Consider the following 21,737-nt stretch of genomic DNA (forward strand, 5'->3'; position numbering starts at 1 on the left):
ATTTGTATATTTTTGCATATTTACACGTGCTTGACATACATAGTTGAGTGGGATCTGGGATTGTGGGGCAGGTGTAAGGCATGTGTATGGCATGTGTGGGGCGGGGCAAAATAGACGAAAGGGCAAAAAAACAGGGGCGTGTAAAACACGCCCCTGTCTTCATATAAATAGCTTTCTTTTAGAAGCCTTCCTAAGACTTCTGCCTTCTTTAGACTTCTGCCTTCTTAGCCAGCTCAGCCTTGATATCTGCAGTCAGTTTCGGAACAATCTTATTCAGATCGCCGACAATTCCGATATCTGCAACATCCATGATCGGTGCAGATTCATCTTTGTTGATTGCAATGATGAGGTCGGATTCTTCCATACCTGCGACATGCTGGATCGCACCGGAAATACCGATTGCAAAGTAGATCTTCGGACGAACGGTCTTACCGGTCTGGCCAACCTGAAGGTCTTTCGGCATCCAGCCATTATCTACAACGGCACGAGAGCAGGAAACTTCGCCGCCAAGAACATCTGCAAGATCACGTAAGATCTTGAAATTCTCAGCAGAACCTACTCCACGTCCACCGGATACCAGGATCTTAGCCTTCTGGATATCAACGGTCTCAGTAACCTTCTTAACAACCTTTTCGATCTCTACATAGCGGTCGTTCGGCTTGAAGTCATGCTTCCAGTCAACACGCTCTGCTTTTGCGCCCTTGACCGGTGTGATCTTCTGCATAACGCCGGGACGTACGGTAGACATCTGAGGACGATTGTCCGGGCAGGCAATGGTAGCGATGGTGTTTCCACCGAATGCAGGACGAGTCATAAGGAGCTGCTTATGTTTCTGCTCCTGACCTTCCTTTGCTTCCAGAGGGAAGTCACCGATCTCAAGCTTGGTGCAGTCTGCAGTCAGACCGGTTGCAACTCTTGCGGATACGGTAGGTCCAAGGTCACGTCCGATTGCTGTTGCGCCAACCAGAACGATTTCCGGCTTGAAGTCATTGATGATACCGGCAAGTGCCTCAGCATACGGCTCGGTACGATATTCCTTCAATTCCGGATCATCAGCTACGATGACACGGTCAGCACCATACTCTGCCAGCTGATCAACCATGGCATCGGTCATGCCGGAGCCGATCAGAACTGCTGTTACTTTTTCATCCAAATCTTTTGCCAGGTCTTTTGCCTTACCAAGTAACTCGAAAGCGATGTTATCGATATGGTTATCTACCTGCTGTGCAAAGATAAATACACCCTTATATTCTTCTAAATTCATCTCATTCACCGCCTTCATTAAATATAATGCTGCTCAACAAGTGCGTCGCAGATGGTCTTTGCGCCCTGATCCGGATCCAGATCCTTATATACGGTTCCGGCACCCTTACGAACCTTATCGGATGCCTTTGCGATCTTGGTCGGAGAACCGGCAAGACCCATATCTTCATCCTTCAGAGTCTTAAGATCATCACGTCCCCAGACAGTGATCTCTGCATCACATGCATCCCAGATTCCCTTAGGAGTCATGTAACGAGGAGTATTGAGTTCGGAAAGTGCAGTAATCAGGCAAGGCATCTTTGCTTTCAGAACATGATAACGATCATCGTACTGACGCTCAACCTCTACGGTATGCTCAGCCTCATTGACCTTGATCTTCTGTGCATAGGAGATTACAGGAATTCCAAGATGCTCAGCGATCTGAGGACCAACCTGTGCGGTATCACCATCGATTGCCTGACGTCCGGTAATGATCAGATCATAATCACCGAAGTTACGGATACCTGCTGCAATGGTAGAAGAAGTTGCCCAGGTATCAGCGCCGCCGAGCTTACGGTCAGTCATAAGGATTGCCTTGTCAGCGCCCATGGCCAGTGCTTCACGAAGAACGGCATCTGCCTTGGGAAGACCCATGGTCATAACAGTAACTTCTGCACCGGTCTCGTCTTTGATTCTTAAAGCAGCTTCCAGACCTGCCTTATCATCCGGATTCATGATGGCAAGCATAGCGCCACGATCCAGTGTTCCGTCCGGTTTAAATTTAACACCGCCGGCTGTATCAGGAACCTGTTTGATACAAACAATAATCTTCACGGTAAATTCCTCCTACTTATTTCAACAGCTTGCCGGAGATAACCATCCGCATTACTTCGGAAGTACCTTCGTAGATTTCTGTAATCTTGGCATCTCTCATCATACGCTCTACATCGTATTCACGAATGTAACCGTAACCACCATGAAGCTGTACTGCCTCAGAAGTTACCTCTACAGCGATTCTTGCAGCGAATAACTTGGCAATGGCTGCTTCTTCACTATAGGTCGATGCAGTTGCAAATCCGACAGCATCCTTTGCTGCAGCTGCCCTATAAACCAGAAGCTGTGCTGCGTCGCACTTTGCCTTCATATCAGCCAGCTGGAACTGGGTGTTCTGGAAAGCTGCGATGGAACGGCCAAACTGCTTTCTTTCCTTTACATAAGCAACGGTATTCTCCAGAGCACCTTCTGCAAGGCCAAGAGCCTGAGTGGCGATACCGATACGACCACCATCCAATGTATGCATAGCGATAGGGAAGCCCTTGCCACGAGGTCCGAGCTGGTTCTCAGCCGGGATCTTGCAGTCCTGGAAGATCAGCTCGTAGGTAGCTGATCCACGAATGCCCATCTTATGCTCCTTGGTTCCGAAGGAGAATCCAGGAGTACCCTTCTCTACTATGAAAGCGGTGAACTTCTTCGAAGGTCTGCCCTTACGATCCGGAACGATATCGGTATAAGCGATGATGATATAGACATCAGCGACTTCACCGTTGGTGATGAAGCACTTGGAGCCATTCAGAGTCCAGTACTTTCCATCCTCGGAAAGAACTGCCTTGGTCTGTACGCCCTGGGCATCAGTACCTGCGCCCGGCTCGGTCAGACCGAAGGCACCCAGCCATTCACCGGATGCAAGCTTGGGGATGTACTTCTTCTTCTGGTCTTCATTTCCCCATGTCATAATGGGATCGATGCAGAGTGAAGTATGTGCAGAAAGAGCAACTGCTGTAGTTCCGCAGACCTTGGCGATCTCTTCCAGGCAGAGAACATAAGTCAGCTCGTCACAACCCTGGCCGCCATATTCTCTCGGAGCAGTAATTCCCATGAAACCGCATTTTGCAAGCTTCTTAAAAGTTTCTGCAGGGAACTTCTCTTCCTCATCAGTCTCCTGTGCAAGAGGCTTTACCTCGTTCTGTGCGAAATCACGGAACAGGTCTCTCGCCATTGCATGTTTTTTATCTAACGTGAAATCCATGTTATGAACCTCCAAAATTCCTTTCTTTGTAGCAGGGGAAGGCAAAAAGGAATGACAGACGCGCCTCTGAAAGCGCACGCCTGTCCCCCTGATACTATGTACGAATTAAAGCTTGTCTACAGGAACCTTCTTACCATCAGCATAGCTGTAGAATCCGATTCCGGTCTTAACGCCAAGCTTCTTGCCGCGTACCATCTTACGAAGAAGAGGAGATGCGGCATACTTGCTGTCGTGGGTCTCAGCGAAGATAACATCCATGATAGCCAGGATGATATCGAGACCGATGTAGTCGCCGAGTTCCAGAGGTCCCATCGGGTGATTGCAGCCGAGCTTCATAGCGGTATCAATTCCCTCGATGTCAGAAACACCTGCTGCATATACGCAGATTGCCTCATTGATCATAGGTACGAGGATACGGTTTACAACGAAACCTGCTGCCTCATTGACCTGTACCGGAGTCTTGCCAAGCTTTACGGCGATTTCCTTAACCTTGTCAACAACTTCGTCCGGAGTATTAGCACCCTTGATAACCTCAACCAGCTTCATAACAGGAGCCGGGTTGAAGAAATGCATACCGATGACAGGCTTAGACAGGCCAGAGCCGATCTCTGTGATGGACAGAGAAGAAGTATTGGATGCGAAAATGCAGTCCGGATTCTTTACGATCTCATCCTGAAGTGCCTTGAAGCAGTCCTTCTTGATCTGCATATTCTCAAGAGCAGCCTCAACAACGAGGTCCGGATCAACAGCGATGGTATTCAGACCGGTTACAATCTTAGCCAGAAGAGCATCTGCGGCAGCCTGCTCCATCTTACCCTTGGCAACTCTTTTATCAAGCTGCTTCTTGATCTTAGCCTTACCGCCTTCAGCGAACTCTTCCTTGATATCGCAGAGATAAACCTTCTCAACATCAGCGCACTGAGCAAAAGCCTGTGCAATACCGGATCCCATAGTACCGGCACCGATAACAGCAACCTTCATTAGAATCTTCCTCCTTCAATTAATCTTCATAACGAGTAACAGAGCAAGCTGCACCCATACCACCGCCGATGCAAAGGGTTGCAAGTCCGCGATGAGCCTTTCTCTTCTGCATCTCATAAAGCAGAGTTACAAGGATACGGCATCCACTGCATCCTACCGGATGTCCAAGAGCGATTGCACCGCCGTGGACATTCAGTTTTGCAGGATCAAAGCCAAGATCCTTGGCAACTGCAAGAGACTGGGTAGCGAATGCTTCGTTAGCTTCATAGAGATCAAAGTCATCAATGGTAAGTCCGGTCTTCTTCAGAAGATTTCTGGTAGCGACGATCGGTCCGACACCCATGATGGAAGGATCTACACCGCCAAGTGCTCCAGCTTCCCAGTAAGCCATCGGCTTAACACCGAGTTCCTTAGCCTTTTCTTCAGTCATAACAACAACGGCTGCGGCACCATCATTGATTCCGGATGCGTTACCTGCTGTAACAACGCCATCCTTCTTAAAGCAAGGCTTCAGCTTTGCAAGGCCTTCCTTTGTAGTACCAGGACGAGGTCCCTCATCGGTATCAACAACAGTGACCTTACCCTTACGGCCATGAACTTCGAAAGGAACGATCTCATCCTTGAACTTGCCGTCTTCGATTGCCTTGCAAGCCTTCTGCTGAGACTCAGCTGCGAATGCATCGAGCTCTTCTCTGGTCAGACCGTACTTCTCAGCAACGTTCTCTGCTGTGATTCCCATGTGATAGTCATTGAATGCATCTGTCAGAGCATCTTTGATCATGGAATCCTGAAGCTGGGCATGACCCATACGATAGCCATAACGTCCTTCCGGAATGAGGTAAGGGGCCTTACTCATGGATTCCATACCACCTGCAATAGCAATCTCGCTCTCGCCTGCAAGGATCTGAGTTGCAGCCATATTAACAGCTTCCAGACCAGAACCGCAGAGAATATTCAATGTCATTGCCGGAGTCTCAACAGGGATGCCTGCATTGACAGCGGACTGACGAGCAACGTTCTGACCCTGACCAGCCTGCAGTACGCAGCCCATATAAACCATGTCAACCTTGTCTGCAGGAACACCGGATCTCTTCAGAGCTTCCTTGATGACAGCAGTACCGAGATCAACTACAGGTACAGAAGCGAACTGGCCGCCCATCTTTCCGATGGCTGTACGGCATGCACCAGCGATAACGATTTTCTTGCCCATTTCTTTTACCTCCTAGGTTTTCATGAACATACTATTATCTACTTCTTTATAATTCAGGCACGCTCTTAAGTTAGAAATGTAGAGCGTTGCACCTAAATCCATGGAAAATATATTGGCCGGGAATCGATGGTTTAGGATGAAATCCAAAACTTTCTTCCCACCCGGCAAGATCCGGCTCTTATCTCTTATTGGAATTTCGCCAGATATGCATCTTCTCGGCTGCCTGGATCAATTCCTCCCGGCAATCCGGATGTGCAATGTTGATGAGGCCTTCTGCCCTCTGCCAGGAGGTCAAGCCCTTCAGATTTACCATACCGTACTCGGTAACAATGTACATGGTATTGGTTCTGGTATCAGTCGTCTGACTTCCCTCTTCCAGTGTCGGCCGGATCCGGCTTTCAAGCTTCCCTGTCTTCTTATTCTTATAAGTCGAAGACAGGCAGATAAAGGATTTACCGCCATAGGACAAGTAAGCTCCAAGAACGAAATCCTGCTGGCCGCCGGAGCCGGAGATATTACGAACTCCTGCGCTCTCGGCATTGACCTGTCCGGAGAGATCGACATCAACTGCATTATTGATAGAGATGAAATTGTCTAATTGTGAAATGACATAAGGATCATTGACATAGCTTACGACTCGTCCGCAGCATTCCGGGTTATGATCCAGATAGTCATACAACTTTTTGGAGCCTGCCGCGAAAGCATAGGTCTGAAGGCCTCGGTCTATATTCTTCAGACTGCCGTCAATCTTCCCGGCCTCGACCATATCGATATAGGAATCAACATACATCTCGGTATGAACTCCAAGGTGCTTCAGGTCGGATTTTGCAATCATCTGGCCGATAGCATTCGGCATACCGCCGATTCCAAGCTGAAGGGTTGCGCCGTCCGGGATCTCCGGAACAACCAGCTTTGCAACAGCTTCGTCAATTGCTGAAGCAGGGCCGCCGGCTGGAACTTCATCGATTGGTTCATTCTCACCTTCAATGATCATATCGACGTCATCGATGTGAACGTAGGATTCCCTATGACCCAGGCAGACCGGCATGTTCTCATTCACTTCAACGATGACTTTCTTCGCCCGCTTTACAACTGCAAACATATGGCTTGCATTGGGTCCGAAGTTAAAGTAGCCATAGGAATCCATCGGGGATACCTGCATAACTGCAACATCCAAAGGATCCTTGCTCTCCAGATAAAGCTTCGGGAGTTCGGAATAGCGAAGCGGTGTCATGTAGCAGAAACCCTTGCTCTGGGCATGGCGTTCTACCGGATTCATGAACCAGCTATTCCATGTGAAATGTTCGGCTGCATTTTCTACTTTGAAAATTTCCGGCTCGTGGAGAAGAATTCCACCTCTGCACTTGATATCATGCAGTTCGGGCATTCTTTTGGCTAAGGCTTTATCGAAAGCTTTGTTGGTGCCTACACACCAACCATAGTCGACCCAGTCGCCATCCTTCACTACTGCTGCAGCCTGATCTGCTGTAACCAACTTTTGCTGATATTCTTTTTCGTAATCCATTTTCCTTCTCACCCGAAAGCTTCTATTGCTTATTCTCGTAATAACTGCTTATTCTCGTAATAACGATGCTGTCAGTATTTTGTTATTTTTTTAACAAACATAGTCAAAAAAATATAGGGTCCTTACTACTAGGTTGGAGTCCGTTCTCCTTCTGAAACCTGTTTCATTCGCCCGACATAAGGCATTATAGCATTGTACATAAATCAATTCAATAGCTTTTCGTTATTTTTTTAACAAGGCGTGGCGTAAATCGTAAGTGGCGTAAATCGTAATAAGCAATGCTTATGATTTTTACGATAGTTCCAACCCTTATTCCAGAGCTATTTATCGTAATGGGAAGGATTTGTCCAATTTACGATAGTCCCAACCCTTATTCCAGAGCCAGGTATCGTAATGGGAAGGATTTGTCCAATTTACGATAGTTCCAACCCTTATTCCAGAGCCATTTATCGTAATGGGAATCATTTCTTCAAAATCCGATAGGGAATCCTTATATCTACTATCGGATTTTTGCAAACCGATTCCCTATATGATAAAGTACGCTAAATGAGGCCTAAATTTCCTATCCCAATATCCGATTTTTGATTTATTCCCCTCCCTACGATATTCGCAGGAGTCGAGTCAGTCCTTCAAGTCCATATGGATTATGCAAATTGATTTTATCATAGCCCAGTATATCTTTGACATCCGAACTGCCTTTCAATCAAGAATTTGATCCTGGAAATTGCTCTGGCAGCAGTTTTTACGTCTCTTGCCGGATGTGGTATGATATAGCAACAATCGATCGCATTTGTTCGAAAACAGATGCAATTCTTTGAGCAGAAAAGAGCAAAAATTGATGACAGTAATTGTCGATGGGAGCATCTGGTTCATGGCAGCATCTGGTTCATGGCAACGTCTGGTTTATGGCAGTATCTGGTTTATGATTGTATTTAGGAATAAGGGATTAAGATGAATCAACTTGAAAATATAAAACAATTCCAGCAAGGTATTATTCCTGCCGACTGGATCAAACACATCAATTTGGACGGTATTCTTGGAAATCTGGATGAACAAACTCTTCCCTTCCGCCAAATGATCGCCAATTATCAATGTGCGGTCTATGAGGTGGAAACAAAATTCAAAGTCTTAAATGAACGGCTTGGTATGAAGTACGATGGCAACCCGATCGAATCGATCAAAAGCCGTGTCAAGTCTATGGAATCCATCATGAAAAAGGTACAGAAAAAAGGTCTTCCACTAAGTGTAGAATCCATAGAAGAAAACATCCGAGACATAGCAGGTATCCGCATCATTTGTTCTTTTGAGGAGGATGTTTTCCGCATCGCCAAGTACTTTCTGGCCCAGGATGATATTACTCTGATCGAAAAGAAAGACTATATCAACAGTCCAAAGCCCAACGGTTACCGTTCTCTCCACCTGATCGTCCAGGTCCCGATCTTTACGGAATTTGGAAGGAAGGATGTCTTTGTCGAGGTCCAAATTCGGACCATCGCCATGGATTTCTGGGCTTCGCTTGAGCATAAGCTCCGCTATAAGAAAAATCTCTCCGGTGATCAGTTGAAAGCCCTGGAAAAAGAGCTTTCCATCTGTGCCGAAGAGTGTGCTGATCTTGATCGAAGAATGGAGTATGTACGGTCGGAGATCGTACCGGAGTCGTAAAAAAACCAGTCTCGATGACCTTCGTTCATCGGGATCTGGCTCGATTTCATTAGCTGAAGCTAATGAAATCGAGCCATTATTTTTCTGGCGTCGCAGAAACCGAACAAGTTCGGTTTCTGCTCCTGACCCGATGCCATATGGCATCGGGTCATTATACATTCACATTAAAAAATACATGGCCTCCGAGCTGGAAGTAGTCGCGGACTTTGCTCTTACTGAACCAGGCCTGTTGACTATAGGCTTTCGGTGTCATGAAGAAGAGCTGGTTCATGGGACCGGAGCCTGTCGTATAGCGGCTTCCTCGCAGGGCCGCTGCCGCAGCATTTTTGGCATTTGAAGAAACTTCAGTATCATAGTGATAGAGATAATATTCCAATTCAGTTTCTCCGACATAATCCTTTTTCGATGTTACTCCCCTTGTCTTCCGAACCGGTTCAAACTGATTTTTTGCATAAACCACCGAAGTAATGCTGTTCTGACTGGCAAATCCATACTTTTTGATATAGACCCGGTTCATAATGACGCTCGCAACGGCAAGCATTCCATTATAACCCTGGTTTCCGGCCTCTGCCTGACAGATGGCTCCCAGAAGCTTTACTTCCTGGGCACCGGCATTATAGACTCTTCCTGCAGATGATGCAACTTTCGAAATATTCTCGACCTGAGACCTGGCTTCTTCAGTCTTACTTTTCTGCTCTTCTAATTCCCTTCTATTGGCTTCCGCTTCCGCTCTGGCCTGTTCTTCTGCTGCTTTTTTTGCCGCTACTTCTGCCTCATTTGCAGCCTGCTCCGCAGCGATCCGTTCTGCTTCTTTCTGCTTTGTGATTTGATCCAGTCTGGCCTGTTCGTCCTGTTTCTGTTTCAGCGCATTTTCCTGCGCCTCTAAATTGGCCTCTGCAGCATCTTTTTCCTTTTTCTGTTCTGCCAGGGCTGCATTTACCTGATTCGCCTGAGCCTTGGCCGTATCCTGTTCAATCTTCTGAACCTCAGCTTTATATTCTTTGATCTGTCGGTCGATCTCATCGAGATTCGCAGAAGCCAGACCGGCCTCCTCGGCCTTGGAATCAATTTCCTGATTGGTACTCGAAAGAAGATTGCCAAGCTCCTCCTGTTTCTTGGCCAGGGTCTCTTTTGCATTCTCTGCCTCTTCTTTCTGTTTTTCCAGTTCCGAAGACTTCGAAGCGATCGCGTCTTTTAATTTCGAATAAGATTCCAAGAGACTCTTATTATAAGCCGAGATCGAGGAAGCATATTCCATCCGGTTCAGAAATTCCGCCAGAGATCCGCTTTCTAAAATGTAGACCAATACATTCTTTCCCGTCTCATTCTCATAAGAAATGGCAATTTGTTCTTTGATCTTGTCATGCAGCTCATTCTCTTTGTTCTCGGCTTCTGTCAGATCTTCCGAGAGTTTTTGAATATCCTGACCGGTCTCAGCCACCTTATCCTGGGCAGATTGAATCTGGCCTCTGACAGAAGAAATCTGATCTGTGATCGAAGTCTTGTTCTTCTCCAGATCTTGTTTCTCATTCATAAGCTTGTTCAGATTCTCATTAGCTTCCGCCTTCTTTGACTCGGCATCTTTCTGTTTTTTCAAAAGTTCCTGTCTTCTCTCTTCTGCCACGGAAGACTTGCTTTTTGCCTGACTGTAAAGGGGCGTAAAGAAGACTCCTCCTGTCAGAGAAATTGACAGGAGAAGAGACATGACTTGAATTCTCTTATTCTTCTTGCAATGCTTATTCATGGTACTTCCTTCTTTTCTGTCCGGTCTCATCTGCAGCTGGTCGATACCGACTCCACTGCTACAGCTCCGCCCCGGGTAACTTCAATTTTGTGGAATTCCTTCTTTAAGAGAGAAACCAGATCGTCATTTCGTCTCGGAGTCAACGTTGATTCCAGCAAAATACTGTCTGCGCCAATATCAACCGGGTTTACATTTCCCGAAGAGGTATTGAAGACCTGGGCGATACGAAAGACTTCCTGTTTTCCGTTTTCGTCCAGCCCGAAGACCTTGGCATAGAGGATCTCATTCATATGGATCGGCTGATCCGTGAGATCAATCACCTTGATCACTTCCACCATGGTATTGAGCTGCTTTTTGATCTGCTCGAAAGTGATGTCATCGCACATGGCCGAGATCGTCATACGAGATGTATCCGGCCGCTCGGTCGTTCCAACCGTCAGGCTCTGCAGATTATAGGATTTTCCGGAAAAAAGGCCGGACACCTTGGCAAGGACACCGACGGAATTCTCTACATACAGCGCGATCCAGCGTTCTTTCAATGTATGATCTACTTTCAAAATCTTCCTCCTTTTTGATCAGAGAATCATATCGCTCATGGCGCCGCCATTCTTCACCATCAGAGAATCATATCACTCATGGCGCCGCCATTCTTCACCATAGGAAGTACCAGTTCGGCGCTTGAGATCATAAATTCGATCAGGAAAGGGCCATCCTCATTCTTTGCCGCTTCAAAAGCCGGGAGGACCTCCTCTTCCTTGGATACGCGAAGGCCTTTCACGCCATAGCTGTCTGCCCATTTGATAAAATCCGGAACATAGGGCGGGCACTTGTCATTGGGTCCCTTGCAATTGGACGGGCAATTATCTCTCTTCCGCAGGCAGGTAATGCAATAACGCTTGCCATAATAGAGTTCCTGCTGCTGACGGACCATACCGAGATACTGATTGTTAAAGAGGCAGACGATCACCGGCAGACGGTTTGTCACAAGAGTCGCCATTTCCTGCATATTCATCTGGAAACCGCCGTCTCCGGTCACACAGAGGACCGGCAGGTCCGGGCATCCGGCCTTGGCACCGATCGCTGCCGGAAAACCGAATCCCATGGTTCCAAGTCCACCGGATGTGATCAGTTTCTTATCGGCATTGACTTCCAGAAACTGACTGGTCCACATTTGATGCTGACCGACATCGGTCGTAACGATTGCTTTCGGAAAGACCTGATTCATGGTCTGAATGATCTTCTCCGGTGTCAGGCCCTGGTTCTTCTTCATAGTCAGGGGATGTTCTGTGTCCCATTCTCTGATTCTCTGAAACCAGGTCTCAGTATCCATCGGCTCAGCCCACTCATTCAGTTTGGACAGGGCAAGTCCGGCATCCGCAACGATTGGGACATCCACGACCACATTTCTGGAAATGGAAGATGTGTCGATATCGACATGAATAATTTTTGCCTTAGGCGCAAATTCATTCAGATCTCCGGTGATCCTGTCATTGAAGCGGGTTCCGATGGAAAACAGTACATCACAATTGGACACTGCCATATTGGCAGCATATTTTCCATGGAGTCCCAGATCTCCGATAAAATGCGGATCGTTCGTAGGGATGGCTCCCCGTCCCATGACCGTTGTCACAACAGGTAAATGCATGGTTTCTACGAAACGAAGAAGTTCTTGATTGGCGCCACTGATATTGACCCCGCCGCCGGCAAGAAGCATGGGCTGTCTGGCGGACCGAAGCAGCTGATAAGCCTTCTTCAGCTGACCGATATGAACGGAAGTATTGGGTTTGTAACCGCGGATATCCACATGAGCCGGGTATTCAGAAGGGCCCATGGCAGTCTGGATATCCTTCGGAATATCCACAAGGACCGGACCCGGCTTTCCTGTGGTTGCAATGTAGAAGGCCATCTTTATGATGGGACCCAGGTCTTCTCTTTTTCTTACGGTAACACCGAATTTTACGATCGACCGGGTCATTCCGACAATGTCAACTTCCTGGAAGGCATCATTACCGATCAGATCCTGAGGGACCTGGCCGGTGAAAACAACCAGCGGTGTACTATCATAATGAGCATCCGCAATCGCAGTAATGGTGTTGGTAGCGCCGGGACCGCTCGTAACCAGGGCAACACCGCAGCAATTCCTGGCACGGGCATAGCCTTGGGCCTCATGGACCACAGCCTGTTCATGACGGCCCAGGATCACACGGATCTTGTCCGTCTTATAAAGCTCATCCGTAAGTTCGTTTATCATGCCTCCGGGATAAGCAAAAAGAGTATCCACTCCTTCCGCTTCCAGCGCTTTGACAAATAATTTTCGTCCCTTGATATTCAATGCAGCACTCTCCCTCTGATCATCTTTTCTTATTTTGAAAGCTCCGGCCGCTTCAAATTGCCGGTCCGCTCGTAAGTCGTAAAATGATAGATCAGATCATAATAGGTCTGTTCTTCGCTGACCTCGACACAGTCCCAGTCCGGATCCTGATCCAGATTCGGAAAATAAGCATCTGCCTCATAAGAAAAGTCAACCTTGGTGACATAAGCCTTATCGCAATAGGGAAGAAGATCCTTGTAGACCTTCTGCCCGCCGATGACATAGACCTGATCCGGATCGAATCCATTGTCTTCGATCACTCGAAACAGATCCTCAACCGACCTCGCCATCAGGGCATGACGAACGGTATATCTCGGATTCCTTGAGAGAACAATAGTCGTCCGATTGGGCAGGGGTACCTGACCGGGAAAAGATTCCAGGGTATGACGGCCACAGACCACGACCTGATTTTCTGTGTGCTCCCGGAAAAACTTCAGATCATTCGGGATCCTGACCAAGAGAGAGTTATGAAGGCCAATCCCCCAGTTCTTATCAACATTTACAATCATTTTCATATCGAGTTCTTCCTTTTCTTTTTCTTTATTCTAAATATAGACCACAATATCCATTCCAGTATCAGACCGCGATCTTATGATTCTTCATTCGATTCTTCATTCGAAGATCCAAAGCATGCATAGCTGAATCACACAGCAATCGGAATATTCCTGATCTGAGGCCCGGTCACGTAATCATCCAGGCGGACATCCTCACGTGTGAAATCATAGAAATCATGGACATCCGGATTCAGCCAGAATTTCGGTGCCGGATGGGTCTCCCGTGAGATCAGTTCCTCAATCAAAGGAACATGCCGATCATAAATATGCGCATCAGCAATCACATGAACCATCTCGCCCGGCAGCATGTCACAAACCTGAGCCAGCATATAAATAAGAATGGCATATTGGCAGACATTCCAGTTATTGGCTGCCAGAACGTCCTGAGATCTCTGGTTTAAAATTGCATTCAGTACATGGCGGCCGCTTTCGGGATCCACCGTCACATTGAAGGTCATGGAATAGGCGCAAGGATAGAGGTTCATCTCTGACAGATCGGCATGATTATAGATATTGGTCATGATCCGCCGGCTGAAAGGATGGGTCTTTAAATCATAGATGACCCGGTCCACCTGATCCATATAATATACTTTGCCCTCTTGATCCTCTTGACTTGTGGCATGATCCTGCCAATGGTCCCCGAAAGCCTGTATCAGGTCTTCTTCCTTTACATCCCGATAGGGGTGTTTCTGAGCCATCTGATAGCCATAGGCCTTTCCGATGGAACCGTCAGGATCTGCCCATTCATCCCAGATATGAGAATGAAGATCATGAATATTGTTGGACTTTTGCTGCCAGATCCAAAGCATCTCATCTGTACAGGACTTGATTGCCGTTTTCCGAAGAGTCAAAGCCGGAAACTCTTCTCTTAAGTTATAGCGATTTACCACTCCGAATTTCTTGATCGTATAAGCCAGACTTCCGTCCTCCCAGTGAGGGCGGACCTTCTCGCCTTCTGTGGATGTACCGTTGTCAATGATATCCCGGCACATTTTGATAAAAAGGTCATCTGCTTTACTCATGTTATTTTCCTTTTCGTTTTCTACTGTATCAAAGTCGTTATCAAGTTATTATAACCTATCGAGAGGAATTATGTCACCTGTTATTGACGGGCCTTATTATATACAGGGAGTGAAATCAAAGCCCTATTAAAGCCCTATCAAAGCCCTATCATAGTCCTATCAAAGCCCTATTTATGATAAGGCTCTCCGTTGATGATCCGATAGCTTCGGTAGATCTGTTCCAGAAGAATCACCCGCATCAATTGATGGGGAAAGGTCATCTTTGAAAAACTCAGTTTTTCATCAGCCCGGCCTAAGACCTGCGGCGAAAGGCCAAGGGAACCGCCAATGACAAAAACGATATGGCTGTTACCGGACAAGCCGAGCTTTTCTATCTTTCCCGCAAGGTCCGTAGACGACAGGGCCTGACCTTCAATCGCCAGAGCGATCACATAAGCATTGTCGGGGATCTTCTTTAAGAGCCGGTTTCCTTCTTTTTCCTTGATTTCCTTTTCCAAGGCCAGGGAGGCATTTTCCGGAGTCTTCTCATCCGCTACTTCCTGAATATCCAGCTTAACATAACGACTCAGTCGTTTCGCATATTCCTGAATCGCATCCCGATAGAATTTTTCCTTTACTTTGCCGACGCAGGCTACGGTGATTCGCATAAAGCACCTTTCTTTTTCTTGTTAGGGAATCTGTTTCAAAAAACTGCTCCCATACAATAGCTGTTCCTTGTTCACCTTCCATGAAATTTGTGCTCTATTGACAGGAAAATAGTTTAAAATAATAGTAACACAAAAAAAGGGGGTATATGTCATGTTAGCTCAGATTACCGCACTGGTGATCTTTCTCGTTATGTTTGTATTGATCATACTGGACAAATGGGAACACTACATCATCACTTTAGTAAGCGGTGCACTTACCTTGCTTCTCGTTTTCGGCATCATGATGCACAATGGGGGAGCGATCGTAAGGACCTTAAATCTATCCGCTTTCTTCCAGCCGGGTTTCTGGCACGTCACTTCGGAAGGTGCTGCCACATCAGCAGGGATCAACTGGTCCACCATCATTTTCATCGGTGGCATGATGATCATGGTCGGAGGGATGGCCCGGGTCGGTTTCTTCCAATGGCTTTGTATGCAGCTTGCCAAGGCAGTAAATTATAAACCACTTCGGATCTTTGTTGTATTCATGATCATGTCTTTCGGACTCTCCATGTTCATTGATTCCATTACTGTCATTCTCTTTCTGGCAGCCGTGACGCTGGAGCTGGCGGGACTTCTGTCCTTTGATCCAGTCCCTATGATCATTTCCGAAATCTTCTGTGCCAATCTCGGAGGCTCTGCTACCATGTGCGGAGATCCGCCAAATATCATCATCGGAACCTCTCTCGGTTTCACTTTCTTTGACTTCCTGTCGAATACCGGCCTGATTGCTGTGATCTCTCTTCTTTTGGTCATCCTCTTCTTCTATCTGGTTTTCCGAAAGGAGATCCTTTCTTCTGTCAAGACCACACCGGAAGATTATGCCAAGCTTCCCAGTCCTGCCTCTGCCATTACGGATCGAAAGGGTTTTGTGATCAGCGCCCTGATTTTCGCTCTGGCGGTCGTTCTTCTCATCACGCACGGAAGTACGGGTCTGACGGTTGCCTTCATCGGTGTTCTGATTGCGGCCCTGACCCTTCTGGCAGCACCGGGGCATAAAAAAGAGATCTTAAAGACCGTTGATTTCAGAACCCTTCTTTTCTTCATCGGCCTCTTCATCGTCGTCAGCGGCCTGGAGGAAACCGGAATTCTGAAACTCGTAGCGGATTTCATTGCCAAAGTGTCCGGCGGAAATGTCTATATCATGACCGCCATTATCATCTGGATCTCCGGCTTTGCCAGCGCCTTTATCGACAACATTCCTTTCTCTGCAACCATGATCCCTGTCATCAAGGCTCTGGCTGCATCTCAGGGCGTTCCGGTCGCCACCCTGGCCTGGGCCCTGTCCATTGGAACTGATATCGGCGGATCGGCAACTCCGATCGGTGCCTCTGCAAATGTCGTCGGTACATCAGCTGCCACAAACGCCGGCCATCCGATCAGCTGGGGAACGTATTGCAAAAAGGCGGCACCGGCAACCATTCTCGTACTTGCCTTCAGTACGGTCTTCATTTTCCTGAGATATCTGTAACTCATGCTGTAAGAAAGGGGGATTACCATGGGAAAACAAATCTTAATTGCGCTCAGCAGGACCTACGGATCCGGCGGTCATGAAATCGGTCAGCTTCTTGCAGACCGCCTGGGCATTGACCTTTTGGACCGGGAACTTTTGGATCACATGGAGAGAGATACGGGGCTCAAAGCAGAAAAAATAAAGCCTTATGACGAAAAGCCCAGAAACTTCCTGCTTTCCCGCACTGTCCGCGGTCTGAACCAAAACCATACGAACTCACCGGAAGAGATCCTGGCCCAGAAGCAATTCGACTATATCCGAAAGAAGGCAGCCTCCGGCGACTCCTTTATTCTGGTCGGCCGATGTGGAAATGAGATCCTGAAAGACTATCCCAACCTGGTCCGGATCTTCATCATCGGCAGTAAAGAGGCCCGGATTCAACGGATCATGCGAATTCGAAATATGGACCGTGCCACAGCCTGGGTCACAATCCGCCGCCATGACCGAAGCAGAAGGATCTATAACAATGCCCACTCGGAATTCAAGTGGGAGGATCCGGAATCCTATGATCTGATGCTTTCTTCTACACCTCTTGGATCTACGAAAAAGTGCATGGAAGTGCTTTATGACTATCTGAAGCTCCGCGGTGTCCTTTCAGAGGAAAGTTAAAGATAAAGATAGGGAGATCTTTGTTCCGGCAGCTTCGCTGCCGGCGTATCTCCCTTTTTTATTTATTAGCGAAAGCTCTTGACCCAATTCACCAGGGAGTCATGCCAGATATTGTCTGTCACTGTCTTCTTCATTTCCGGCGTAACCGGGCCGTTCTTCGCCATTTTGGCCAGGACAGCAGCCTGGAGTTCTTCTACGGTCATTTCTTCATAAGGCTTCTCGGGAACGGCCGGAAGAACCGTATTCTTTTCTTCCGCCGGCTCTGCCGCCTTTTCCTGTCCCGAAGAGGTCTCCTCTCCCGCTTCGATTGCTTCTTCTGCTACGGTCCTTTCTTCTCCCGCTTCGATTGCCTCCTCTGCTACGGTCCTTTCTTCTCCCGCTTCGATTGTTCCCTCTGCTACGGTCCTTTCTTCTCCCGCTTCGATTGTTCCCTCTGCTACGGTTCTTTCTTCTCCTCTTTCTAAGTTTGTCGTTTCTTCCTCTCGACTTTCTTCTGTCCCGCTATCTTCCTTCCAGATTTCTCCGCTGTTGCCGGGAAGATCGATCGCAAATTTCCCATTCTCCGCCTGAATGCTCCTCCCGGACAGACAGCCGTATAGCCTGGTCATGCCGCAGGCATCTAGGTCCATATGGGCTTCTCCATCATCATTGTTCACCGTGACAAGCACTTTGCTTCCCTGATCTAAGAAGCGAAGAAAGGCATATTGCCGGTTGGTAAGAAAAACCTGCCGGTAGTTTCCGTAAGAAAGGGCAGGAAGGCTATGCCTTATATTTCCCAATGACTGAATCAGCCTGGTCAGGGGATTCGTCTTAAAATCATCCCGGTGATCCGAAAGATCCAGGGCCGGGCGAAGGGCAGGGTCGCCGTCTTCCTTTCGTCCCCGGATTCCGAATTCCGAACCATAATAAATGGAAGGAACTCCAGGCATGGTATAGAGAAGGACATAGGCCGGGAAGAGATGCGCTTGATTATCGAGGAGGGATGCGATCCGGGAAACATCATGGTTGTCCAGGAAATTATAGAGACCGAAAGCCATGGGATTCTGACCTGCCAGATCATAGATCCTCTGCACATTGTAAGCCAGCTCAAAATAATTATGGGAGTTATGTGCCGAATAGATCGGCTTATGGAGCTGGTAATTGGTCACGGCATGGAGAATGTCCGGTCCGGTAAAACGGGTATAATCCCCATGGATCACTTCGCCCATCAGCCAGAAATCCTTTTTCACTTCATTCGCTGTCCGCCGAAGCGCTTTCAGAAAATCAATATTCATGTCTTCCGCTGCATCCAGCCGAATGCCATCGATGTCAAAAGTCCTGACCCAATAGCGGATCACATCGGAGAAATAGGAAACGACTTCCGGATTCGTCTGATTCAGCTGAGGCAAAAGATCAACACCGTGCCAGCTGTTATAGGAGAAGCCGTCATGGAAGGAATTGTCGCCGGAGAAATTCAGATCGCGATAAAAGCCACAATAGGCAGACTTTTCCCTTTTCTCCCTGATATCGCGAAAAGCAAAGAAGTCTCTCCCTGTATGGTTAAAGACTCCGTCAAATATAACCCGAATCTTATTTCTATGGGCTTCTTCTACAAAATGCTTTAAATCGTCGGTATCTCCTAACCTGCTATCAACGGTCTTATAATCCGTGGTATCATAGCCGTGACTTCCGGACTGAAAGCAGGGACCGAGATAGATGCAGTCCACATTCAGCTTTTTTATGTGCAGGATCCAGTCATCCAATGCTTTCAAACGGTGAACCACCGGACCATAGTTATTCTCTGCCGGAGCATTTAAAAGTCCAAGGGGATAGATCTGATAAAATACTGCCTCATGATACCAAGCCATAAGAAACCACCTTTCCAATGAATCCTGATCTTTTGTCGGTTTCTGAAACAGACGCTCTGTGGTTGTCTATAGAGATTTTCCATCAGCTCTGTTAAAATAATCTTAACACATAACACAAGTAGTAAGGGAGATAAGAGTCATGGCAATTCCGATCAAAGCAGTGACACCAGGTGAACTTGCCGAAAGCGCGAAGAAAAAACTGCCGGAACTGGCGGAAAGTGCAAAAGAAAAACTGCCGGAACTGGCGGAAAGTGCAAAAGAAAAACTGCCGGAGCTGGCGGAAAGTGCCAAAGAAAAACTGCCGGAGCTGGCGGAAAGCGCAAAAGAAAAACTGCCGGAACTGGCGGAAAGCGCAAAAGAAAAACTGCCAAATCTTGCAGAAAGTGCAAAAGAAAAACTACCGGAGCTGGCGGAAGATCTGAAAAATAAGATTTCTTCTCTCCCGGAGGCAGGCGACCTCCCGGATGCTCTAAGTCAGGCTTTGGAAAAAATTCCAAAACCATCGATTCCATCTCTTCCTGCTGGCAAGAACGAAAAGAGTGACAACAGCACTCCTGTTTATTCCAAACTGGATCAAATTCCGAACGGCAGAGCTTCTGATACCATCACAGAAGGCTGCCTGGTTCTGGAAGGGGGTGCTTTCCGAGGTCTTTATACCCAGGGCGTTCTGGACGCTCTGATGGAAGCCGGCATCAACTTTCAGACCACGATTGGTATCTCCGCAGGTGCTCTCTCGGGATTGGCCTATGTTTCCGGGCAGATCGGCTGGAGTGCCCGTCTGAATCTGAAATACCGGCACGATTCCAACTATATTGGGATCGATGCTATGAAAAAGGATCACGGCATCACAGGATTCTCCTTTATCTTCCAGGAAGCGCAGAGCGAAGACCCTCTGGATGTCGAGCGCTTTATGGACAACCGCAGGCGTTTCCTCTGCGTCGCCACAAATATGAAAAGTGGTCAGCCGGATTTCTTTGAAAAGGGCAAATGCAGGCATATTCTAAGGGCTGTGCAGGCCAGTGCAACGGTGCCCTACGTTTCCCGGCCGGTCGTGATTAATCACACGCCTTATCTGGATGGCGGTGTCGTCCTGAACATTCCCTATCACTGGGCCAAGCGTGAAGGCTTTCATAAGATCCTTGTGGTGAAAACCAGAGATCATGCCTATCGTAAGGAAATCAAAGTCCACGATCGGCTGAACTATCTCTTCTATCACAATTATCCCAATCTTCTGAAGGAGATGCGGTATTCCGAGGCGCGCTACGACTGCCTCTTAGATGAGATCGACACAGATGAAGCATCCGGCGCGATCTTTGTCATGGCGCCGGAAAAGCCCGTGGAAATCAGCCGTTTCGAAGGTGATCTGGAAAAACTCGGCGATCTCTACTGGGAAGGATATCATGAGATGCAGGCCCGGCTGCCGGAGCTTGTAGCCTATCTCAAGAAATAAAACAAGTGTTTCTGGCTTCTCAACCTTGGTGTGATCATTTTATCGTATCAGCAATGGAAGTTGAAATTAACGATAGTGAAGCCTCTGATTTTGATCCTTATTATCGTAACAGCAATAGAATTTGAAATTTACGATAGTGGAACTTCATTTTCCCTATCGTAAATTAGAAAATAGATTTCTATTACGATATTTGCCCCAAAATCAGCCCTTTCACTATCGCAAATCAGAAAATAGATTTCTATTACGATATTTGTTCCAAAATCAGCCATAGATAAAAGGGTAAACTATCGTATTTCACAAATATATCATAATTAGATATGGACCTTGGGATCAATCCTTGGGATAAACCCTTAGACTCAACCCTTGGGATCAACGATGAAGAGTCAAATAGAAACCAAGAAAGAAACAACAAAAAAGCCGCCCTCAGGCGACTTCATTTTCATTCAAATGCGCGATCAGGGGTTCGAACCCTGGACACCCTGATTAAGAGTCAGGTGCTCTGCCAGCTGAGCTAATCGCGCTTATGTAAGGATATCGTGTTTTTTTACACGAGAGCGCGAAACGGGGCTCGAACCCGCGACCCCGACCTTGGCAAGGTCGTGCTCTACCAACTGAGCCATTCGCGCTTATTCATGATATTGTGTTTTCACACAAGAGCGCGAAACGGGGCTCGAACCCGCGACCCCGACCTTGGCAAGGTCGTGCTCTACCAACTGAGCCATTCGCGCTTAATGTCTGTGTTCTTCACACGCGACTTGATTATAATACCGCAAGTCACTTGTCTTGTCAAACGATTTTCTAATCATTCTTTGTATTAAGGCAGGTACAATTTATAGTTAGTGCCGTCTTCATGAACCGGAATCTTCTGACTGCAGATCTCCATAGAAATCCGAAATGGAAGACAAATCAACCTTCACCGTCTTCGGATGATCTTCCTGATAAGCGACTACTTTGTTATTGATGGAATAAGCCAGCCAGCCGGCTATAAAAACTGCCGCAACAACAGTAATGACGATCCCAAGTTTTGCCATTCTGTGTTCTCTTCGAACGATCTTCTTACGATTTCTCTTCAGTTCCTTCTTCTTCTCAACTTTTTCCTGGCTCATTTTCTATACTCCCAGATCCTGCAGGTCAAACCTATCTCTATGAGTGTCAAGTGCCACTCCATCACAAAACTTAATATCTTATATTTTAACCAATTCAGCCTTCCACTGCAACGCCTGGTTTACCTTCCGGGAGAAGTCCCATCTTCCATTCCTTAAATAATCTTTCAAAACGTTTCCGAAATGTTAAAA

18 protein-coding genes and 3 tRNA genes are annotated in these 21,737 nt (G+C 47.3%); 4 read left to right on the plus strand and 17 right to left on the minus strand.

Translation table 11 applies throughout. The features are described 5' to 3' along the window. Nucleotides 1-208: 208 nt before the first annotated feature. The 6 genes from ACKX2L_RS00715 to ACKX2L_RS00740 all read right to left on the minus strand — a co-directional run bounded on the left by ACKX2L_RS00715 (nt 209) and on the right by ACKX2L_RS00740 (nt 6,984). A complete protein-coding gene (locus ACKX2L_RS00715; protein WP_497552432.1) occupies nt 209-1,264 on the minus strand; it encodes an electron transfer flavoprotein subunit alpha/FixB family protein in 1,056 nt (351 codons plus the stop codon). A gap of 17 nt (nt 1,265-1,281) precedes the next feature. After that, nucleotides 1,282-2,076: an electron transfer flavoprotein subunit beta gene (locus ACKX2L_RS00720; protein ID WP_497551180.1), complete on the minus strand. Its 795-nt coding sequence runs from the start codon at nt 2,074-2,076 to the stop codon at nt 1,282-1,284. Between the two features lie 16 nt (nt 2,077-2,092). Continuing rightward, nucleotides 2,093-3,268: an acyl-CoA dehydrogenase family protein gene (locus ACKX2L_RS00725; protein WP_497551179.1), complete on the minus strand. Its 1,176-nt coding sequence runs from the start codon at nt 3,266-3,268 to the stop codon at nt 2,093-2,095. A 105-nt stretch (nt 3,269-3,373) separates the two neighbouring features. Continuing rightward, complete coding sequence (locus tag ACKX2L_RS00730) at nt 3,374-4,249, minus strand: 3-hydroxyacyl-CoA dehydrogenase family protein (RefSeq protein WP_497551178.1); 876 nt, start codon at nt 4,247-4,249, stop codon at nt 3,374-3,376. Nucleotides 4,250-4,268: 19 nt separating this feature from the next. Beyond that, nucleotides 4,269-5,459, minus strand: coding sequence for an acetyl-CoA C-acetyltransferase (locus tag ACKX2L_RS00735; RefSeq protein WP_497552433.1), 1,191 nt, complete (start codon nt 5,457-5,459; stop codon nt 4,269-4,271). A 178-nt stretch (nt 5,460-5,637) separates the two neighbouring features. Next, nucleotides 5,638-6,984 carry a butyryl-CoA:acetate CoA-transferase gene (locus tag ACKX2L_RS00740; protein WP_497552434.1) on the minus strand — a complete coding sequence of 449 codons (1,347 nt, stop codon included), beginning with the start codon at nt 6,982-6,984 and terminating at the stop codon, nt 5,638-5,640. Nucleotides 6,985-7,935: 951 nt separating this feature from the next. On the opposite strand from ACKX2L_RS00740, the gene ACKX2L_RS00745 reads away from it, so the two are divergent. Further along, nucleotides 7,936-8,646, plus strand: a complete 711-nt coding sequence (locus ACKX2L_RS00745; RefSeq protein ID WP_497551175.1) for a GTP pyrophosphokinase — start codon at nt 7,936-7,938, stop codon at nt 8,644-8,646. A gap of 151 nt (nt 8,647-8,797) precedes the next feature. Here the strand turns inward: ACKX2L_RS00745 and ACKX2L_RS00750 are convergent, their stop codons facing one another. The 6 genes from ACKX2L_RS00750 to rlmH all read right to left on the minus strand — a co-directional run bounded on the left by ACKX2L_RS00750 (nt 8,798) and on the right by rlmH (nt 14,984). Further along, entirely contained in the window at nt 8,798-10,390 is a 1,593-nt protein-coding gene (locus ACKX2L_RS00750) for a cell wall hydrolase (protein WP_497552435.1), read from the minus strand. Nucleotides 10,391-10,416: 26 nt separating this feature from the next. Beyond that, nucleotides 10,417-10,929 (minus strand): acetolactate synthase small subunit, encoded by a 513-nt coding sequence (ilvN, locus tag ACKX2L_RS00755; protein ID WP_497551259.1) that lies wholly within the window; start codon nt 10,927-10,929, stop codon nt 10,417-10,419. Nucleotides 10,930-11,006: 77 nt separating this feature from the next. Next, nucleotides 11,007-12,722 carry a biosynthetic-type acetolactate synthase large subunit gene (gene ilvB, locus ACKX2L_RS00760; RefSeq protein WP_497552436.1) on the minus strand — a complete coding sequence of 572 codons (1,716 nt, stop codon included), beginning with the start codon at nt 12,720-12,722 and terminating at the stop codon, nt 11,007-11,009. A 29-nt stretch (nt 12,723-12,751) separates the two neighbouring features. Then, the gene (locus ACKX2L_RS00765) at nt 12,752-13,276 is read right to left on the minus strand and encodes a dihydrofolate reductase (RefSeq protein ID WP_497552437.1); all 525 of its coding nucleotides are present in this window, start codon (nt 13,274-13,276) and stop codon (nt 12,752-12,754) included. Between the two features lie 128 nt (nt 13,277-13,404). Beyond that, the gene (gene thyA / locus ACKX2L_RS00770; RefSeq protein ID WP_497552438.1) at nt 13,405-14,337 is read right to left on the minus strand and encodes a thymidylate synthase; all 933 of its coding nucleotides are present in this window, start codon (nt 14,335-14,337) and stop codon (nt 13,405-13,407) included. Between the two features lie 167 nt (nt 14,338-14,504). Continuing rightward, nucleotides 14,505-14,984, minus strand: coding sequence for a 23S rRNA (pseudouridine(1915)-N(3))-methyltransferase RlmH (rlmH, locus tag ACKX2L_RS00775; RefSeq protein ID WP_497552439.1), 480 nt, complete (start codon nt 14,982-14,984; stop codon nt 14,505-14,507). 151 nt (nt 14,985-15,135) lie between these two features. Between rlmH and ACKX2L_RS00780 the strand changes: the two genes are divergently transcribed. Next, the gene (locus ACKX2L_RS00780; RefSeq protein ID WP_497552440.1) at nt 15,136-16,494 is read left to right on the plus strand and encodes an ArsB/NhaD family transporter; all 1,359 of its coding nucleotides are present in this window, start codon (nt 15,136-15,138) and stop codon (nt 16,492-16,494) included. A 27-nt stretch (nt 16,495-16,521) separates the two neighbouring features. Further along, complete coding sequence (locus tag ACKX2L_RS00785) at nt 16,522-17,145, plus strand: cytidylate kinase-like family protein (RefSeq protein WP_497552441.1); 624 nt, start codon at nt 16,522-16,524, stop codon at nt 17,143-17,145. A 65-nt stretch (nt 17,146-17,210) separates the two neighbouring features. Here the strand turns inward: ACKX2L_RS00785 and ACKX2L_RS00790 are convergent, their stop codons facing one another. Further along, nucleotides 17,211-18,992, minus strand: coding sequence for an alpha-amylase family glycosyl hydrolase (locus ACKX2L_RS00790; protein ID WP_497552442.1), 1,782 nt, complete (start codon nt 18,990-18,992; stop codon nt 17,211-17,213). Between the two features lie 139 nt (nt 18,993-19,131). Here ACKX2L_RS00790 and ACKX2L_RS00795 point away from each other — a divergent pair, with 139 nt between their 5' ends. Beyond that, on the plus strand, nt 19,132-20,442 hold the full coding sequence (locus tag ACKX2L_RS00795) for a patatin-like phospholipase family protein (protein WP_497552443.1): 1,311 nt from the start codon (nt 19,132-19,134) through the stop codon (nt 20,440-20,442). A gap of 448 nt (nt 20,443-20,890) precedes the next feature. Here ACKX2L_RS00795 and ACKX2L_RS00800 read toward each other — a convergent pair. The 4 genes from ACKX2L_RS00800 to ACKX2L_RS00815 form a co-directional block, all read right to left on the minus strand. Then, nucleotides 20,891-20,963, minus strand: a tRNA-Lys gene (locus ACKX2L_RS00800). 32 nt (nt 20,964-20,995) lie between these two features. Further along, nucleotides 20,996-21,068 (minus strand) — tRNA-Gly (locus ACKX2L_RS00805). 29 nt (nt 21,069-21,097) lie between these two features. Further along, nucleotides 21,098-21,170 (minus strand) — tRNA-Gly (locus tag ACKX2L_RS00810). 120 nt (nt 21,171-21,290) lie between these two features. After that, nucleotides 21,291-21,548: a hypothetical protein gene (locus tag ACKX2L_RS00815; RefSeq protein ID WP_497552444.1), complete on the minus strand. Its 258-nt coding sequence runs from the start codon at nt 21,546-21,548 to the stop codon at nt 21,291-21,293. Between the last annotated feature and the right edge of the window lie 189 nt (nt 21,549-21,737).

The organism is Porcibacter vitabionis (assembly GCF_046263795.1).
In the GTDB taxonomy this organism is placed as follows: Bacteria; Bacillota; Clostridia; order Lachnospirales; family Lachnospiraceae; genus Lachnocurva.

Excerpts from the sequence above, each read along its gene's own strand:
- ACKX2L_RS00715 (WP_497552432.1), bottom strand. The coding sequence starts at position 1,264 with ATGAATTTAGAAGAATATAAGGGTGTATTTATCTTTGCACAGCAGGTA.
- ACKX2L_RS00725 (WP_497551179.1), bottom strand. The coding sequence starts at position 3,268 with ATGGATTTCACGTTAGATAAAAAACATGCAATGGCGAGAGACCTGTTC.
- ACKX2L_RS00730 (WP_497551178.1), bottom strand. The coding sequence starts at position 4,249 with ATGAAGGTTGCTGTTATCGGTGCCGGTACTATGGGATCCGGTATTGCA.
- ACKX2L_RS00735 (WP_497552433.1), bottom strand. The coding sequence starts at position 5,459 with ATGGGCAAGAAAATCGTTATCGCTGGTGCATGCCGTACAGCCATCGGA.
- ACKX2L_RS00740 (WP_497552434.1), bottom strand. The coding sequence starts at position 6,984 with ATGGATTACGAAAAAGAATATCAGCAAAAGTTGGTTACAGCAGATCAG.
- ACKX2L_RS00745 (WP_497551175.1), top strand. The coding sequence starts at position 7,936 with ATGAATCAACTTGAAAATATAAAACAATTCCAGCAAGGTATTATTCCT.
- ACKX2L_RS00750 (WP_497552435.1), bottom strand. The coding sequence starts at position 10,390 with ATGAATAAGCATTGCAAGAAGAATAAGAGAATTCAAGTCATGTCTCTT.
- ACKX2L_RS00765 (WP_497552437.1), bottom strand. The coding sequence starts at position 13,276 with ATGAAAATGATTGTAAATGTTGATAAGAACTGGGGGATTGGCCTTCAT.
- thyA (WP_497552438.1), bottom strand. The coding sequence starts at position 14,337 with ATGAGTAAAGCAGATGACCTTTTTATCAAAATGTGCCGGGATATCATT.
- rlmH (WP_497552439.1), bottom strand. The coding sequence starts at position 14,984 with ATGCGAATCACCGTAGCCTGCGTCGGCAAAGTAAAGGAAAAATTCTAT.
- ACKX2L_RS00780 (WP_497552440.1), top strand. The coding sequence starts at position 15,136 with ATGTTAGCTCAGATTACCGCACTGGTGATCTTTCTCGTTATGTTTGTA.
- ACKX2L_RS00785 (WP_497552441.1), top strand. The coding sequence starts at position 16,522 with ATGGGAAAACAAATCTTAATTGCGCTCAGCAGGACCTACGGATCCGGC.
- ACKX2L_RS00790 (WP_497552442.1), bottom strand. The coding sequence starts at position 18,992 with ATGGCTTGGTATCATGAGGCAGTATTTTATCAGATCTATCCCCTTGGA.
- ACKX2L_RS00795 (WP_497552443.1), top strand. The coding sequence starts at position 19,132 with ATGGCAATTCCGATCAAAGCAGTGACACCAGGTGAACTTGCCGAAAGC.
- ACKX2L_RS00815 (WP_497552444.1), bottom strand. The coding sequence starts at position 21,548 with ATGAGCCAGGAAAAAGTTGAGAAGAAGAAGGAACTGAAGAGAAATCGT.